Raw genomic sequence first — 14,904 nt, 5'->3', positions numbered from 1 at the left:
CTTTTCAGGCAGTGCCAGCCGGCATGGTCGGCGTATTTCCCCGGACAAGCTTTTCCGGCGCCGCTTCAGGCCCGGCGCGGCCTACGCGCTGACCGGGCAATTCATTGTCATTCTCCAGTGGGCACGTATTGTAACTGAATCACAATCCGGCACCGCAACTAGCGAAAATCTCCTTGCAGCGCACTGATATCCCGAAAATATAACGCGCGCACGACCAAAAAGCGATGGTCGTGCACGTATTAATACAGCAGGGTTTTCACGCGCTTTTCATCCGCGTGACTTTTTCGCGGGCTTGCAACGGGCGTCGCGCGCATTCAGCAGATGATTCTCGCCGTGCCTGGGTGGCGCGTGCGTTGAGCGCGCAAGCACGCCTTGTGCCGTGCCGCTGACGCAGCACGGCAAGCGCCTGAAGCTTAGGCGAGACAGGCGTCCAGACCGTCGGTGATCAGGTCTTGCGGCAGTTCGATGCCGATGAACACCATCTTGTTGGTCTTCTTCTCGACCGGCTGCCATTTCGCGGCCAGATCGCTGCCCATCATCTGATGCACGCCCTGGAACACGACCTTGCGATCGACGCCCTTCATGTACAGCACGCCCTTGTAGCGCAGCAGGCGTTCGCCATAAATCTGCAGAATGCCGCCGAGGAAATCTTCTAGCTTGTTCGGATCGAACGGACGATCGTTGCGGTACACGAACGACTTGATCTTGTCGTCGTGATGCGCGTGGTGATGGTGCGCGTGATCGTGGCCTTCGTGGTCGCAATGGCCGTGGTCGTGATCGCAGTTTTCGTGATCGTGGTCCTCATGCGTATGGCCGTGCTCGTCGTGCGCGTGAGCGTGGCTGTGCGCGTGCTCGTCTTCGGCGAGGAAGTCCGGGTCGATTTCCAGCTTCGAATTCAGGTTGAAGCCGCGCAGATCGAAAATTTCCTTGATGTCCGCTTCGCCGAAATTGACGACCTTGATCGCCGCCTTCGGGTTCATGTGCAGCAGACGGTGGCGCAGATCACTCACGTGCTTTTCGTCGACCAGGTCGGCCTTGGTGATGAACAGGCGGTCGGCGAAACCGACCTGGCGCTGCACCACTTCGTGCTCGTCCAGCTGATGGTTCGCGTGCTTCGCGTCGACCAGCGTGATGATCGCGTCGAGCAGAAACTCGCTGGCGATCTGGTCGTCCATGAAGAACGTCTGCGCGACCGGGCCCGGATTCGCGAGACCGGTGGTTTCGATCACGACGCGGTCGAAGTCCACTTCGCCCGCCTGTTTCTTCGCCGCCAGATCGCCGAGCACGCGCGACAGGTCGCCGCGAATCGTGCAGCAGATGCAGCCGTTGCTCATCTGAATGATCTGCTCGCTGGTGTCCTGCACGAGGATTTCGTTGTCGATGTTCTCTTCGCCGAACTCGTTCTCGATGACGGCGATCTTCATGCCGTGCTTTTCGTTCAGGATGCGCTTGAGCAGGGTGGTTTTGCCGCTGCCGAGAAAGCCGGTCAGGATGGTGACTGGGAGCATGTTGGTCGCCTGTAGTTCGTGAAACGGTGCGTGATCGAAAGCGTAGCCGGGCGCGGCGGCCGGATGGCGCGCAGCCCTGTCTAGCCGGTTATTGAAACATATCTGTCAAGCCCGCGCTGACGGCCGGGGTTCGCGCCCGCTGGCGCCAGCGCCGCCCGCGCGCGAAATGAGCCTGAAAATTAAGCTCAAATTATGGGCGATCAGGCGATTTGCAACAGCAGACCCTTCAGGTATTCGCCTTCCGGGAACGCCGTGAGCAGCGGATGATCCACGCCCGCGCCGAGGCGCTTGAGAATGCGCGCATCGACGCGCGCGTCGGCGGCCGCGCTGGAGACGATCTTCTGGAACAGGTCGGAATCGATCGCGCCCGAGCACGAGTAGGTGAACAGCAAGCCGCCCGGGCGCAGCAGCTTCAGGCCGGTCAGATTGATGTCCTTGTAAGCGCGCGACGCGCGATCCACGTGTTCACGCGACGGCGCGAATTTCGGCGGATCGAGCACGATCAGGTCGAAGCGCTCGCCTTCGTCGTACAGGCGGCGCAGCGTCTTGAACGCGTCGGCGTCGAGCCAGGTGGCGCGTTCGGCGTCGAAGCCGTTGGCAGCCACGTTCTGCTGGGCGAGGGCCAGTGCTTCGCCCGACGAATCGATCGAAACCACCCGCTTCGCGCCACCCTTTAACGCCGCCAGCGAGAATCCGCCGGTGTAGCAGAAGCAGTTCAGCACGTCGCGATCCTGCGCGAGCTGCTGCACCAGCAGGCGGTTGTCGCGCTGATCGACGTAAAAGCCGGTTTTGTGGCCGTTGCGCACGTCGACGTGATAGCGCACGCCGTTTTCGCTCGAAATCAACGCGTCCGACGGCGCCTCGCCCGCCAGCACGCCGGTGATCTGTTCGAGTCCTTCCTTCTGGCGAATCGACACGTCCGAACGTTCGTAGACATTCGGGCAGCCCGTCGCGCCGACCAGTGCCGCGACGATCGCTTCCTTCCACGCCTCGACACCCGCCGCCATGAACTGGCAGACGATCTGACTGCGCTGGCCTGCGTCCTCGGCGACGTAATGATCGACGATCAGGCCGGGCAGTCCGTCCGCTTCGCCGAAAATCAGCCGTACCGCGCCGGTGTCGTGCACCATCGTCTGACGATGCGCGAGCGCGCGCTGCACGCGGCGCTTGAAAAACGCGTGATCGATCGGCTCGGTTTCGTCGAAGCTCCACACGCGCGCGCGGATCTGCGAATGCGGGCTGTAGGCGGCGCGCGCGAGAAAGCGGCCGTCGTGCGCGCGCACCAGCACGGTCGCGCCGGGCGCGGGATGGCCATCGACGCGGTCGATCGCGTTGGCATAGACCCACGGATGGCGGCGCAGCAGCGATTTTTCTTTCGACGGTTTGAGCGTAACGGTATTCATCAGGATGTCAGCAGAGCAATGGGCCGCGTGGCAACGCGCACGCAGCGAGTGAAGCGAAAGCGCAGGAGACTACACGCCGCAACACGCGGCGTCAGTCGCGTTTTTTGGCGCGCGGATGCGCCTGGTCGTAGACGTGGGCGAGGTGCTGGAAATCGAGCGCGGTGTAGACCTGCGTAGCGGTGATGCTGGCATGGCCGAGCAGTTCCTGCACCGCGCGTAGATCGCCGCTCGACTGCAGCACGTGCGTCGCGAACGAATGCCGCAGCACGTGCGGATGCACATTGGCTGGAATGCCCGCGACTAGCGCCGCGCGCTTCACGCGTTCACGCACGACATTCGGCGACAGCCGGTTGCCGCGCGCCGACAGAAACAGCGGATGCGGATCGTGCTTCACCATCTGGCTGCGCACCGCGAGCCACGCGTTCAGCGCGTCGAGCGCCTTGCTGCCGACCGGCACGACGCGGCGCCGGTTGCCCTTGCCGAGCACTTCGACTTCGGCGGACTCCAGCTTGAGCCAGCCGGCGGAGCGGTAGCCCCCGGCATCGGCGAAACGGGCGTCGAGGCCGACCAGCTCCGCCAGGCGCAGACCGGACGAGTAAAACAGTTCGAGCATCGCGTGATCGCGCAGACCTTCGGGCGATGCGGCGGGCGGCGTTTCCATCAGGCGCGTGGCGTCGTCGACGGAAAGGGCCTTGGGCAGCGTCCTCGCCTGCTTCGGCGCACGCACGGTGGCGACAGGGTTGGCCGGCAGATCGACGCGTCCGGCGAGCCAGCGATAAAACGCACGCCACGCCGACAGCCGGTGACTGATCGAGCGCGCCGTCAGGCCGCCCGCATGGGCGCGCGCCACGGCGCCGCGGATGTCGACGGCGCTCAGGCTTTCGAGTGGCCGCCCTTTGGCCAGCAGCCTGAGCTCTGCGAGTTCATGGGTGTAGCCGCGCAACGTATGCGCCGACAACCGCCGCTCATGTTCGAGATTCGACAGATAGGCGGCGATCGGATCGGCGGCGGTCACGGTGGTGGGCCTGGGCGCGTGCGGGCGAGCGAGCGCGGCTCAGCGCGGCAGCAGACGGCTCAGCGCGGCGCTGGCCAGTGCGCCGATCTGCGTCAGGAAATCGGTGGCCATGCCGTCGTGGAAGCGGCGCGAATCGGCCGAGCCCATCACCAGCAGACCGAAGGTGGGCGCTTCTTCGTTGGCCTCCGGGTCGCGCAGCGCGAGCAACGCAATCGATTCGGTGGCGTGCGCCGACTCGGACGTGGCATTGCCGGACGCGCTCTCGTCCGCCACCGCGTTGACCGCCGGAGTCAGCCACTGCGCGGCTTCGAAGCCGGTGTTCGCGCCGCAATACGGCGTCGTGAGACTGCCCGCGAAAATGCGCACTTCCTCGCCGACGTGGCGCGCGAAGTCGGCCTGAGCGTAAGGCTCGGCCACGTCCCACACGCGCAGCGCGGCCTGCGGCACGTCGAAAATCTCGCGCAAGCCGGTGGCGATCGTGCGCGGCAGCGCGTACGGATCGCGCTCGGCCATCACGCGGATGGTCCAGCGGTTGAATTTCGACGCGATGCTGTCGTTCTCGTGGCCGTAACGCAGCAGTTCGGCGAGACGCCGTTCGAGATGCTTGTTCTTGTCGCGCAGCATTTCCATCTGCCGTTCCTGTAGCGACACCGCGGCTTTGCCGTGCGGGTTCCCGAGCCGGATGGTCGCTAGGATTTCCGCGTGTTCGGCGAAGAATTCGGGGTTGGCGAGCAGGTATTCGGCGACTTCGCGATCGTTCATGGTTTCGGCTAAAGGACTACAGGACGACGCCCCAAGGGCGGCGCATCGGTCAATGAGTTTAAGCGGCCAACGAGTCGGCCAGTTCGATCTCGCCTTCGAAAACGGTGGCTGCGGGGCCCGCCATCAGCAGCGGTTCGCCCTCGCGGGTACTGTCCCACGTGATCGTCAGCTTGCCGCCGTGCGTGTGGACCAGCACCGGCGCGTCCAGCAGCCCGCGCCGGATGCCCGCCGCGACCGCCGCGCAGGCGCCCGTGCCGCAGGCGAGCGTTTCGCCCGCGCCGCGTTCATACACGCGCAGCTTGATCTCGCTGCGGCCGACGATCTGCATGAAGCCCGCGTTCACTCGCTGCGGGAAGCGCGCATGGCGTTCGATCACGGGGCCTTCGACCAGCACCGGGAAAGCTTCGACGTCGTCGACCACCTGCACCGCATGCGGATTGCCCATCGACACCACTGAAACCCAGCGCGTCGTGCCGCTTACGTCGAGCGGCCAGAGCGTGTCCGCGCCCTGGCGGCGGCCTTCGAGGCCTTTGGTGGCGAACGGCACGCGTTCCGGGTCGAACACCGGCGCGCCCATGTCGACCAGCACTTCACCGTTGTCCTGCACGGTCAGCGTAATGGTGCCCTTTTGCACTTGCACGCGCACGCTGCGCCGATCGGTCAGGCCGCGGTCGCGCACGAACTTGACGAAGCAGCGCGCGCCATTGCCGCAGTGCTCGACCTCGCCGCCGTCGCAATTGAAGATGCGATATCTGAAATCGACGCCATCCACGGTGGGCTTTTCGACCAGCAGCAATTGATCGGCGCCGACGCCGAAATGCCGGTCCGCGAGCGCGCGCACCTGCGCCGGGCTCAGATTGACCGGTTGGGTGAAGCCGTCGAGCACGACGAAGTCGTTGCCCGCGCCGTGCATCTTGGTGAATTTCAGTTTCATCACGCTATTGTAAGTGACGCACCGGCAGGTGCGCCGAACGCCGCGTTATTTCCGCGTTCGGGCGGCTTTCCCGGCTGGCCGCGCCGGCGTCTTTCAGGTCGATCCGGGTCAGTACACGCTCGGGACGCCCGGCGGTCGTGTCTTGAAGCGCTTGTGCACCCAGTAGTACTGCTCGGGCAGCAGCGGAATCTGTTCTTCGAGGAAGGCGTTCATGCGTCGCGCGTCCGCGTCGTCGTCGCCGGTGGGGTAGTTGTCCCAGGGCTTGAACACCTTGAGGCGGTAACCCTTGTAGTTCGGCAGCACTTCGCCGATGAACGGCACGACCTGCGCGTGGCCGACTTTGGCGAGACGTCCCACCGCGGTCAGCGTGCAGGTCGGCACACCGAAGAACGGCACGAAGGTGGAATTGCGCGCGCCGTAGTCCATGTCGGCGCCGAGCATCACCGGCTTGCGATCGCGCAGCCAGCGCAGCACGATGCGCGCGCTGTCGGCGCGGCTCGCCATGTCCGCGCCGAAACGCGCGCGCGCCGCTTTGGCGACCTCTTCGAGTTCCGGGTTCGACAACGGCTGATACAGCGAACCGCATTGACGCTTGAGCGAGTAGTTCAGGAAGATCGACCCGGCCTCGATGCCGACGAAGTGAAAGCCGAGAAACAGCGTGGGCGGCAGGTTCGGGTCCGTCAGATCGATCGCGCTGTCGAGCTGGATCAACTTTTCGAGCTTCTTCGCCGAGCCGAACCACTGCACGCTGCGTTCGATGTAGCTGCGGATCGCGTGGCGGAAGTGCTTCTGTGCGACGTCTTTGCGGCGCTCATCGCTCCACTCGGGAAAGCACAGCGTCAGATTGGTGTGCACGATGCGCTTGCGCCGGCTCGGAATCTGATAGAGCAGCCAGCCGAGCCCGTCGCCGAAACGGGCGACGAGGCCATAGGGCAGCAGTGCAAAAAGTCTCAACAGCCCGATCGCGAGCTTCGCGCCATAGCGGCTCAGCATGTTGCCTCCAGGAAAGAAGAGGCGCTGCGCACGACCGATTTCAGGAAAGCGGAAGAATTGACGTAATACCGCACTCGAGGACACTCTGTGACAATCAAAGGAAGTCGCTATAATAAGGGCTTCGCCGAGTTAATAGACAACTTGCGGGGCGAAGCTGGCGGGTGCGATCCATGTGATATGCGCCGGCCGGTCAAAGTAATCCGCTAAAGCGTCGCCGCTTCAGACTCCCGAAGCTGGCTACGTGAAACTCAACCGTAACCATCAAACAGGAGTCTGCAACGTGGCAAACGACTATCTCTTCACTTCAGAATCCGTTTCCGAAGGCCATCCCGACAAAGTCGCGGATCAAATCTCGGACGCCATTCTCGACGCGATTCTGGCTCAGGACAAATACTCGCGTGTCGCAGCAGAAACGCTGTGCAACACGGGTCTGGTCGTGCTGGCCGGTGAAATCACCACCACGGCGAACGTCGATTACATCCAGGTCGCGCGCAACACCATCAAGCGCATCGGCTACGACAACACAGACTACGGCATCGACTACCGCGGCTGCGCGGTGCTCGTCGCGTACGACAAGCAATCGCCGGACATCGCCCAGGGCGTGGATCGCGCGCACGACAACAACCTCGATCAAGGCGCCGGCGACCAGGGCCTGATGTTCGGTTACGCGTGTGAAGAAACGCCGGAACTGATGCCTCTGCCGATCCACCTTTCGCACCGTCTGGTCGAGCGTCAGGCGAATCTGCGCCGCGACGGCCGTCTGCCCTGGCTGCGTCCGGACGCGAAGTCGCAGGTCACCGTGCGTTATGTCGACGGCAAGCCGCATTCGATCGACACCGTCGTGCTGTCCACGCAGCACTCGCCGGACATCGATCTGGACACGCTGCGCGAAGCCGTGATCGAAGAGGTCATCAAGCCGACGCTGCCCGCCGAGCTCATCAAGGGCGACATCAAGTTCCTGGTGAACCCGACCGGTCGTTTCGTGATTGGCGGCCCGCAAGGCGATTGCGGCCTGACGGGCCGCAAGATCATCGTCGATACGTACGGCGGTGCCGCGCCCCACGGTGGTGGTGCGTTCTCGGGCAAGGATCCGTCGAAGGTCGATCGCTCGGCGGCTTATGCAGGCCGTTATGTCGCGAAGAACATCGTGGCCGCTGGCCTCGCGTCGCGTTGCCTGATTCAGGTGTCGTACGCGATCGGCGTTGCGCAACCGACTTCGGTGATGGTCAACACGTTCGGCACGGGCCGCGTGTCGGATGCGACGATCACGCGTCTGGTGCAGGAGCATTTCGACCTGCGGCCGAAGGGCATCATCCAGATGCTCGACCTGCTGCGCCCGATCTACGAGAAGAGCGCTGCTTATGGTCACTTCGGCCGCGAAGAGCCGGAATTCACGTGGGAAGCCACGGACAAGGCGCTCGCGCTGGCGGAAGCCGCAGGCACCGAACCGGTTGCCGCGCTCGCCGAATAAGCACGCGCTCCCCGTTCAAACAAAAACCCCGCCGGCGTGAGCCGGGCGGGGTTTTTTATCGCCTTGCGTATTGCGTGACTGCTTCGTCGTGCGGTTACTCCGCGTTGTGCGACATCCGCGCCAGCGATGCCGGCGGGGTGCGTGTCCGAGACCCGTCTTAACGGCTCGCAAACGCGAACACGAACCAGCCGCTGCTGCTGCTCGTCGACATACGGCGCGGGCGGCGGCTCGTATTCTGCCGCGCGACGACCGGTGCACGTTGCGCGGCGGTGAGCCGCAGCGGCGTCGGTTTGCGCAGCAGCGTGCGCAGCGAGAAGCGGCGCGAACCGCCTTGCAGACGCAGTGCGGAGAAGAACGTGTGGAACCAGGTGCGAATGCCGTCGACTGCTTTGGCATCGCGCCACTGTTCGCCCAACGCACGGGTGCGCGTGGCGTGGTGACGCAGCGCACGCACGACGTGGCGGCGCGCGGGACGCGCCGCTTTCAGCGCGGCGCGGGTAAGACGGGTGCTCAGAAGAGTATGCATGGCTTCACAGGTAGGCAACGTGTCGCGCGACGGAAGGTGCGCCAATAGCAGCACCAAACATGCCAAAGGCAGGGTCTCGAGGGACGGCGCGAAGGCCCGGAATTCGTCGGGAAAAAGGGCGGAGCTCGGCGGCGCGGGCTTGGGCAGCCTGCGCACGGCGCAAAAGTGCGGGAGCGGCGATCAACATGCGTGCAGGCTACACGCGATTCATGACGGCAGAAAGTCGGGTTTTTACCCTGCAAACGCGGGTTTTTACGAAGATGACCGCCGCGCAGGCCCCCACGGCTGCGCCGTCGCGATCGATTATCGTGCGCGTTTGCCCCGTCGCTGTGCCGTGCGAATGCTCCTGCGCGTGAAAGTAGTGCGTAAGGCTGCGGCGCGTTGGCGGGCGAAACTGCGCGCAGTGCGATCGCGCCCGTTTTACAATCGAGCATCAGCTAGTCGACAGTAACGGATCACCATGTCATTTCATTCGAAGAAAGAGCAGATTCAGACGTTGCGGGAGCAGGGCTTCGTCGTGGTGCCCGGCCTGGTGTCGCCCGAGCGTTGCGCCGAATTGAAGCAGATCGCGCAGCATCAGTTGCAGGAAGCGGCGGCGCCGATCGAATTCGAAGCGGATCTGCAGTACCCCGGCGCGCCGTCGTCGAAACACGCGCCGGGCGGCCATACGGTACGGCGGCTGCTGGATGCGTATGGGCGTCATCCGGCGTTCGCACAGTGGGCGACCGCGCCGGAAATTCGCGGCTGGATGGAGTTGTACTTCGGTGAAGAGCCGCGCCTGTCGCGCGCGCATCACAACTGCATGATGACCAAACACCCCGCATACGGCAGCCTGACCGGCTGGCATCGCGATGTGCGCTACTGGTCGTTCGAGCGTGACGATCTGGTGTCGGTGTGGCTCGCGGTTGGGTCGGAAACGGTCGATAACGGCGCGCTGTGGCTCGTGCCGAAGTCGCACAGCGAGTCGTTCACGTCCGACCGGTTCGATGAAGCCAAATTTTTCCGCTCCGACCTCGAAGAGAACCAGGCCTGGATTCGCGCGGCGGTGTCGCCCGAACTGAAGGCCGGGGACGTCGTGTTCTTCCACTGCAACACGCTGCATTCAGCGGGCAAAAACCTCAGCGATCAGGTGAAGTTTTCTCTCGTGTACACGTATCACGGCGCGAGCAATGTGCCGTTGCCGGGTACCCGTTCGGCTGCCAAGCCTGAAGTGGCGTTTTAGGGGTTTATCTTTGGCGGCGGCGCTTGTGCGCGTTCATTCATACGATCGAACGCCAAGCGCCGCACCCGCCCATCAACGCTTACCGTTTGCGCCCGGACAATGCGATTCCCGTGAGTCCGGCGAGCGTGGCTACCACGCCGGCCACGATCAGCATGATCGCCTTGTTGCTCGGCGAGCCGGTGAACACGCGCGCGACGTCGCTGCTCACCGAATTGAACGCCTGTCCACCGAAATACAGCAACACGATCCCGCCGACGAGCAGCGCGAATGAAATAGCCTTCGTCATGCATTCCTCCCATAAGCTTCGACGGGCCAAAGTGTAGGGGACCTGCAAGCCATCGTCCATCCCGCATACTGGGCGTCTGCACGCATCGCGTCGATTGGCTACCATAGCGCTCTAGCTGCACTTCGCATAAACCCAAAAAGCAGCCTGCCTCTCGCAACGTGTGATCGCCTCACGCCCGCACTGACCGGGCCACTTCACCAACAAGGACACTAGCAATGGCTTACGAAGCAGCTTCAGAACGCTATTCGGACATGCAATACCGCGTCTGCGGCAAGTCGGGCCTCAAACTGCCGGCGCTGTCGCTCGGCTTGTGGCACAACTTCGGCGACACCACGCCGATTTCCACGCAGCGCGACATCCTGCGCACGGCGTTCGATCTCGGCATCACCCACTTCGACCTCGCGAACAACTACGGGCCGCCGTACGGCAGCGCGGAGACGAACTTCGGGCGTCTGTTCAAGGACGACTTCAAACCGTATCGCGACGAGCTGCTGATTTCGTCGAAGGCCGGTTGGGACATGTGGCCGGGTCCGTACGGCCAGGGCGGCGGCTCGCGCAAGTACGTGCTCGCGAGTCTCGATCAGAGCCTGCAACGCATGGGGCTCGACTACGTCGACATCTTCTATTCGCATCGTTTCGATGCCGACACGCCGCTCGAAGAAACCGCCGGTGCATTGGCGAGCGCCGTGCAGCAAGGCAAGGCGCTGTACATCGGTATTTCGTCGTACTCGGCAACCAAGACGCTCGAAATGACGAAGCTGCTCGCCGAGTACAAAGTGCCGCTGCTGATCCATCAACCCGCGTACAACATGCTCAACCGCTGGATCGAGCATGAGCTGCTGGATACGCTGGAGAAGGTCGGCGCGGGCACGATCGCATTCACGCCGCTCGCGCAGGGTTTGCTCACCGGCAAATACCTGAACGGCGTGCCGGACGATGCGCGCGTCAACAAGCCGGGCGGCGGTTCGTTGAAGCAGGAGCATCTGAGCCCGCAAAACATCGAGCATGTGCGCAAGCTCAACGACATCGCGCAGCGTCGCGGACAGAGCCTCGCGCAAATGGCGCTCGCATGGGCATTGCGCGATTCGCGCGTGACGTCGGTGCTGATCGGCGCGAGCCGTGCGGAACAGGTGCGCGAGAACGTCGGTGCGTTGAAGAACCTCGTGTTCACGAAGGATGAACTCGCGGAGATCGATCGCTATGCGACCGAAGGCGGAGTCAATCTGTGGGAGAAGCCGTCGACGGATCAGGCCATCTGATCATCGCGACTCGCATCCGCAGAAAGCCGATAAGCAGAAGCGAAAAAGCCGCCGGTGAGGCGGCTTTTGTACTGTGCGCTACACGAGCGCCGGAAGACCTTCGACCAGCGCGACCGCGCACATCACGCCGATCAGTGCGCCCAGCACACGCAGCGCGTTGTGCCGCATTTCCGTTTTGCAAGGTAGCGCGCCGACGAATAGCGCGCCCGCGAGCGCCATCGGAATGACGAGGATGAAATCGCCGATCGTGAAGTAGGTCGTCATATTCGTCTCCCATGCAACATGGTTGCTATGTATTGGTCGCGAAGGGACGGCTCGATCTGCCGGAGTCATTCACCGCCCCCGCTCGATTTGAGTATAGAAGACCGTTGGACCGGCGTAGCAACGACGTGCGGCGCCGCGGCGACTTTTCGCAAGGCGCTGAATGCGCTGCGACAGGGCTCGCCACGATTGGCGCGGCGCAGCAAACAAATCGAAAAAAATGAAGTGCTTGCTTACGCCGGCCTTACTTTTTGGCGTTATTCAATGCGCAGTGGGTTGCAGATTGAACAGATTGAACAGCTTGGAGCTTAGGCGCCCGCCCGTTCGCGTCCGCGCAAACGCCTCGCCGCAATGAGCCCGATGACGAGCAACGCGCCCACGAGTCCCGCGACGCCATTCCATCCATGACCGGCCCACACGTGGCCGCCGTACGAACCGACCACGCTCGAACCGATGTAATACGCAAGCAGGTAGAGCGCGGCGGCCTGGCCTTTCGCGTCCTTGGCGAGGCGTCCCACCCAGCCGCTCGCCACCGAGTGCCCGGCGAAAAAACCGAACGTCACGCACGCGATGCCGGTGGCGATCATCGCCAGCGGATGCAGCATCGTGAGGGCGAGACCGACCAGCATCAGCAGCAAACTGCCGGTGAGCACACGGGCACGGCCGAACGTATCGGCCATGCGCCCCGACCATGGCGACGCGATCACACCGGTCAGATACACGACGAAGATCGCGCCGATCTCCGTTTGATTCAATCGATACGGCGGCGCGAGCAGCCGGTAGCCGATGTAGTTGTACAGCGTGACGAAGCTGCCCATCAGCACGAAGCCGAGCAGGAACAGCAAGGGCAGACCCGGCCGCGTGAACTGCTTGAGCAGCGCGGTGCGGTGATGCGCGAAGCCGAGTCCGCGCCGCGGCACGAAGTGACGCGACGGTGGCAGCAGCGCGCGAAACGCGAGCATCGACAGAAGGCCGAGGACCCCGATCGTGCCGATCGCCATGCGCCACGAGAACAGATCCGCGACGACACCCGTGATCACGCGTCCCGCCATGCCGCCGATCGCGGTGCCGCCGACATAGAGGCCCATCGCTAGACCGAGGCCGTCGGGATGCACTTCCTCGGCGAGGTAGGCCATCGCGACGGCGGGCACGCCGCCGAGCGCGAGACCGAGGAGCGTGCGGAGTACGAGCAACTGATGCCACTGCGGCGCGATCGACACGCCGATCGTCAGCAAGGCCGACACGGTCAGCGATAGCGTCATCAGTTTGTGACGGCTCCAGCCTTCGGAGACGAAGCCGGCGACGAACACGGCGAGCGCGAGCGCGGCGGTGGTGAGCGAGAGCGACAAGCTGCTTTGCGCGGGCGTCACGTCGAACGCCGCGGAAAACGATGGCAGCAATGGCTGCACGCAGTAGAGCAACGAGAAGGTCGCGTAACCGGCGAACAGAAGCGCGATGCTGGCGCGCCAATAGGCGCGCGTGCCGCGTTCGAGATAGGGGATGTCGGGCACGGCGCAAGCGTTGGGAGAAGCAGATGAAGAAGGAACAGCCGAGGTAGCAGTCCGCTGGGATTCCGGCGGCGGGGTCACGAAAAAATCTCCTTGGGGAAAGCAAAAAACGCAAAAAAGGAGTTAAGGATACGCTGAAATGGTGATGCAGGCCGCCGCGCGGCACGGCAAGGTCCCGCGGAGGGGCGGGCTCGCGTGAGTGCGCAGGGGGCGCTGCACGGCTTTTTGATGCAGTAAAAGCCGCTCACCGAAACCGATAGCGGCCCGTGCGCTAGCCCTGCGCCGCTGCATCACTGGCCGGCGGCGACGGATGCACGATCTGCTCGTCGGTCGGCAGTGTCGACGCATCCCAGCCGCCGCCGAGCGCCTTGACCAGCGCGACGCTCGCGGCCATCCGGCGGCGCGCAATCGCCACCGCGGTGCGCTCGTTGGTGAGCGCCGTCGTTTGCGCGACGACCACGTCGAGATATGTGATCGCGCCGTTTTTGTAGCGGTCCGACACGACCGCCAGCGCGCGCTGCGCGGCACTCACCGCGTCGTCCTGCGCGGCGGCTTCCTGTTCGAGCACGCGCAGCGCGGCGAGATTGTCCTCGACCTGGCCGAATGCGGCGAGCACCGTTTGCCGGTATTGCGCGACGCTTTCGTCATAGTGCGCGCGGGCCTGTTCCTTCACGGATGCGCGTCCGCCGAAGTCGAGCAGCGTGCCCGCGAGCGCCGGCCCGAGCGACCACAAGCGGCTCGGCGCGAGCAGCCATTGACTGTAGTTCGTCGCTTCGAGCCCGCCCGTCACCGACAGAATCAGGTTCGGGAAGAACGCGGCCGTCGCGACGCCGAGCTGCGCGTTCATCCCGGCGACCTGCCTTTCCGCGGCCGCGATGTCGGGACGCCGTTCGAGCAGCGCGGACGGCACGCCCGCTTGCGCCACCACGGGCATGGCCGCGAGCGGCGCGACCGGCAGCGAGAAAGTGGATGGCGGCTGGCCGATCAGGATCGCGATCGCGTGTTCGAGCTGCGCGCGCTGCACGCCGAGGTCGAGTGCTTGTGCTTCGGTGGTCTTCAGTTGCGTCTGCGCCTGCGCGACATCGGCGTCGGTGGCGATGCCGCCGGCGTAGCGGTGCTGCGTCAGATCCAGCGCTTCGCGGTAGGCCTTGATCGTGTCGTCGAGAAGTTGGCGCTCCTGGTCGAGTCCGCGCAGTTCGAAGTAGTCTGTCGCGAGTTCGGCCTGCATCGACAGGAGCACGGCTTGCGTGTCGGCGGCGCTCGCCTGCGCTTGCGCTTTCGCGCCTTCGACGCTGCGCGACACGCGGCCCCACAGGTCAGGTTCCCACGACGCGTCGGCTTGCACGAGATAGTCGTTCAGCGTGAGGCCGGCGGTCGATTTGTGCAGCACGTTTTCCGAGGATCGCGCGCGCGAGTAGGCCGCATTCGCGGTGACCAGCGGGAAGAAACTCGATCGATATTGCGCGACCATGGCGCGCGCGGCGCGAAAGCGCGCTTCGGCGGCCTGCACGTTCTGGTTCGCGCCGGCGACCTGCTGTTCGAGCGCATCGAGCGATGGGTCCGCGTAGATGCTCCACCAGGTGCCGCGCGTGAGCGTGTCGGCGGGTTGCGCGGGCTTCCAGCCGGTGCCTTCGAGTTCCTTGAAGGTGGCTGCGGTGGGTGTGGGAGGTTTGACGTAGTCGGGGCCGACTGTGCAAGCGGTGAGGGTGATGGCCAGGGTCAGCGCGCATGCTGAGGCGCTCATGGAAACGGGCAC

Annotated in this window: 14 protein-coding genes; 3 read left to right on the top strand and 11 right to left on the bottom strand. The window is 64.2% G+C overall.

The features are described 5' to 3' along the window. Positions 1–413: 413 nt before the first annotated feature. The 6 genes from PQQ53_RS01360 to PQQ53_RS01335 all read right to left on the bottom strand — a co-directional run bounded on the left by PQQ53_RS01360 (position 414) and on the right by PQQ53_RS01335 (position 6,615). Complete coding sequence (locus PQQ53_RS01360; RefSeq protein ID WP_408139704.1) at positions 414–1,508, bottom strand: CobW family GTP-binding protein; 1,095 nt, start codon at positions 1,506–1,508, stop codon at positions 414–416. 200 nt (positions 1,509–1,708) lie between these two features. Next, on the bottom strand, positions 1,709–2,911 hold the full coding sequence (locus PQQ53_RS01355; RefSeq protein WP_408139702.1) for a class I SAM-dependent rRNA methyltransferase: 1,203 nt from the start codon (positions 2,909–2,911) through the stop codon (positions 1,709–1,711). 91 nt (positions 2,912–3,002) lie between these two features. Beyond that, on the bottom strand, positions 3,003–3,926 hold the full coding sequence (xerC, locus tag PQQ53_RS01350) for a tyrosine recombinase XerC (protein WP_408139700.1): 924 nt from the start codon (positions 3,924–3,926) through the stop codon (positions 3,003–3,005). A gap of 39 nt (positions 3,927–3,965) precedes the next feature. Continuing rightward, positions 3,966–4,688: a DUF484 family protein gene (locus PQQ53_RS01345; RefSeq protein ID WP_408323127.1), complete on the bottom strand. Its 723-nt coding sequence runs from the start codon at positions 4,686–4,688 to the stop codon at positions 3,966–3,968. A 58-nt stretch (positions 4,689–4,746) separates the two neighbouring features. Further along, positions 4,747–5,622: a diaminopimelate epimerase gene (gene dapF, locus PQQ53_RS01340; protein WP_408323126.1), complete on the bottom strand. Its 876-nt coding sequence runs from the start codon at positions 5,620–5,622 to the stop codon at positions 4,747–4,749. A gap of 108 nt (positions 5,623–5,730) precedes the next feature. After that, complete coding sequence (locus PQQ53_RS01335; RefSeq protein WP_408323125.1) at positions 5,731–6,615, bottom strand: lipid A biosynthesis lauroyl acyltransferase; 885 nt, start codon at positions 6,613–6,615, stop codon at positions 5,731–5,733. 280 nt (positions 6,616–6,895) lie between these two features. Between PQQ53_RS01335 and metK the strand changes: the two genes are divergently transcribed. Next, positions 6,896–8,086, top strand: a complete 1,191-nt coding sequence (metK, locus tag PQQ53_RS01330; protein ID WP_408139693.1) for a methionine adenosyltransferase — start codon at positions 6,896–6,898, stop codon at positions 8,084–8,086. Between the two features lie 157 nt (positions 8,087–8,243). Here the strand turns inward: metK and PQQ53_RS01325 are convergent, their stop codons facing one another. Continuing rightward, a complete protein-coding gene (locus PQQ53_RS01325; RefSeq protein WP_408155924.1) occupies positions 8,244–8,612 on the bottom strand; it encodes a hypothetical protein in 369 nt (122 codons plus the stop codon). A gap of 460 nt (positions 8,613–9,072) precedes the next feature. On the opposite strand from PQQ53_RS01325, the gene PQQ53_RS01320 reads away from it, so the two are divergent. Then, positions 9,073–9,834 (top strand): phytanoyl-CoA dioxygenase family protein, encoded by a 762-nt coding sequence (locus tag PQQ53_RS01320; protein WP_408139689.1) that lies wholly within the window; start codon positions 9,073–9,075, stop codon positions 9,832–9,834. Positions 9,835–9,913: 79 nt separating this feature from the next. Here the strand turns inward: PQQ53_RS01320 and PQQ53_RS01315 are convergent, their stop codons facing one another. Then, entirely contained in the window at positions 9,914–10,120 is a 207-nt protein-coding gene (locus tag PQQ53_RS01315; protein WP_408139688.1) for a DUF3185 family protein, read from the bottom strand. A gap of 215 nt (positions 10,121–10,335) precedes the next feature. Here PQQ53_RS01315 and mgrA point away from each other — a divergent pair, with 215 nt between their 5' ends. Further along, the gene (mgrA, locus tag PQQ53_RS01310) at positions 10,336–11,379 is read left to right on the top strand and encodes an L-glyceraldehyde 3-phosphate reductase (protein ID WP_408323124.1); all 1,044 of its coding nucleotides are present in this window, start codon (positions 10,336–10,338) and stop codon (positions 11,377–11,379) included. Between the two features lie 78 nt (positions 11,380–11,457). Here the strand turns inward: mgrA and PQQ53_RS01305 are convergent, their stop codons facing one another. The 3 genes from PQQ53_RS01305 to PQQ53_RS01295 form a co-directional block, all read right to left on the bottom strand. After that, positions 11,458–11,643, bottom strand: a complete 186-nt coding sequence (locus PQQ53_RS01305) for a hypothetical protein (RefSeq protein ID WP_042327321.1) — start codon at positions 11,641–11,643, stop codon at positions 11,458–11,460. Positions 11,644–11,948: 305 nt separating this feature from the next. Beyond that, positions 11,949–13,151 (bottom strand): MFS transporter, encoded by a 1,203-nt coding sequence (locus tag PQQ53_RS01300; RefSeq protein ID WP_408155920.1) that lies wholly within the window; start codon positions 13,149–13,151, stop codon positions 11,949–11,951. Between the two features lie 268 nt (positions 13,152–13,419). Further along, positions 13,420–14,892 carry an efflux transporter outer membrane subunit gene (locus PQQ53_RS01295; protein ID WP_408323123.1) on the bottom strand — a complete coding sequence of 491 codons (1,473 nt, stop codon included), beginning with the start codon at positions 14,890–14,892 and terminating at the stop codon, positions 13,420–13,422. Positions 14,893–14,904: the final 12 nt, after the last annotated feature.

The sequence above is a fragment of the Paraburkholderia strydomiana genome (genome assembly GCF_046030495.1).
GTDB classification, from domain to species: domain Bacteria; phylum Pseudomonadota; class Gammaproteobacteria; order Burkholderiales; family Burkholderiaceae; genus Paraburkholderia; species Paraburkholderia strydomiana_A.
The sequence above is the reverse complement of the archived record's forward strand: the minus strand, read 5'-3'. Positions and strand labels throughout refer to the sequence as shown.

Coding starts and splice junctions, on each gene's coding strand:
- PQQ53_RS01345 (WP_408323127.1), bottom strand. CDS start 4,688: ATGAACGATCGCGAAGTCGCCGAATACCTGCTCGCCAACCCCGAATTC.
- PQQ53_RS01360 (WP_408139704.1), bottom strand. CDS start 1,508: ATGCTCCCAGTCACCATCCTGACCGGCTTTCTCGGCAGCGGCAAAACC.
- mgrA (WP_408323124.1), top strand. CDS start 10,336: ATGGCTTACGAAGCAGCTTCAGAACGCTATTCGGACATGCAATACCGC.
- PQQ53_RS01320 (WP_408139689.1), top strand. CDS start 9,073: ATGTCATTTCATTCGAAGAAAGAGCAGATTCAGACGTTGCGGGAGCAG.
- PQQ53_RS01335 (WP_408323125.1), bottom strand. CDS start 6,615: ATGCTGAGCCGCTATGGCGCGAAGCTCGCGATCGGGCTGTTGAGACTT.
- PQQ53_RS01295 (WP_408323123.1), bottom strand. CDS start 14,892: ATGAGCGCCTCAGCATGCGCGCTGACCCTGGCCATCACCCTCACCGCT.
- PQQ53_RS01355 (WP_408139702.1), bottom strand. CDS start 2,911: ATGAATACCGTTACGCTCAAACCGTCGAAAGAAAAATCGCTGCTGCGC.
- PQQ53_RS01305 (WP_042327321.1), bottom strand. CDS start 11,643: ATGACGACCTACTTCACGATCGGCGATTTCATCCTCGTCATTCCGATG.
- dapF (WP_408323126.1), bottom strand. CDS start 5,622: ATGAAACTGAAATTCACCAAGATGCACGGCGCGGGCAACGACTTCGTC.
- PQQ53_RS01325 (WP_408155924.1), bottom strand. CDS start 8,612: ATGCATACTCTTCTGAGCACCCGTCTTACCCGCGCCGCGCTGAAAGCG.
- PQQ53_RS01315 (WP_408139688.1), bottom strand. CDS start 10,120: ATGACGAAGGCTATTTCATTCGCGCTGCTCGTCGGCGGGATCGTGTTG.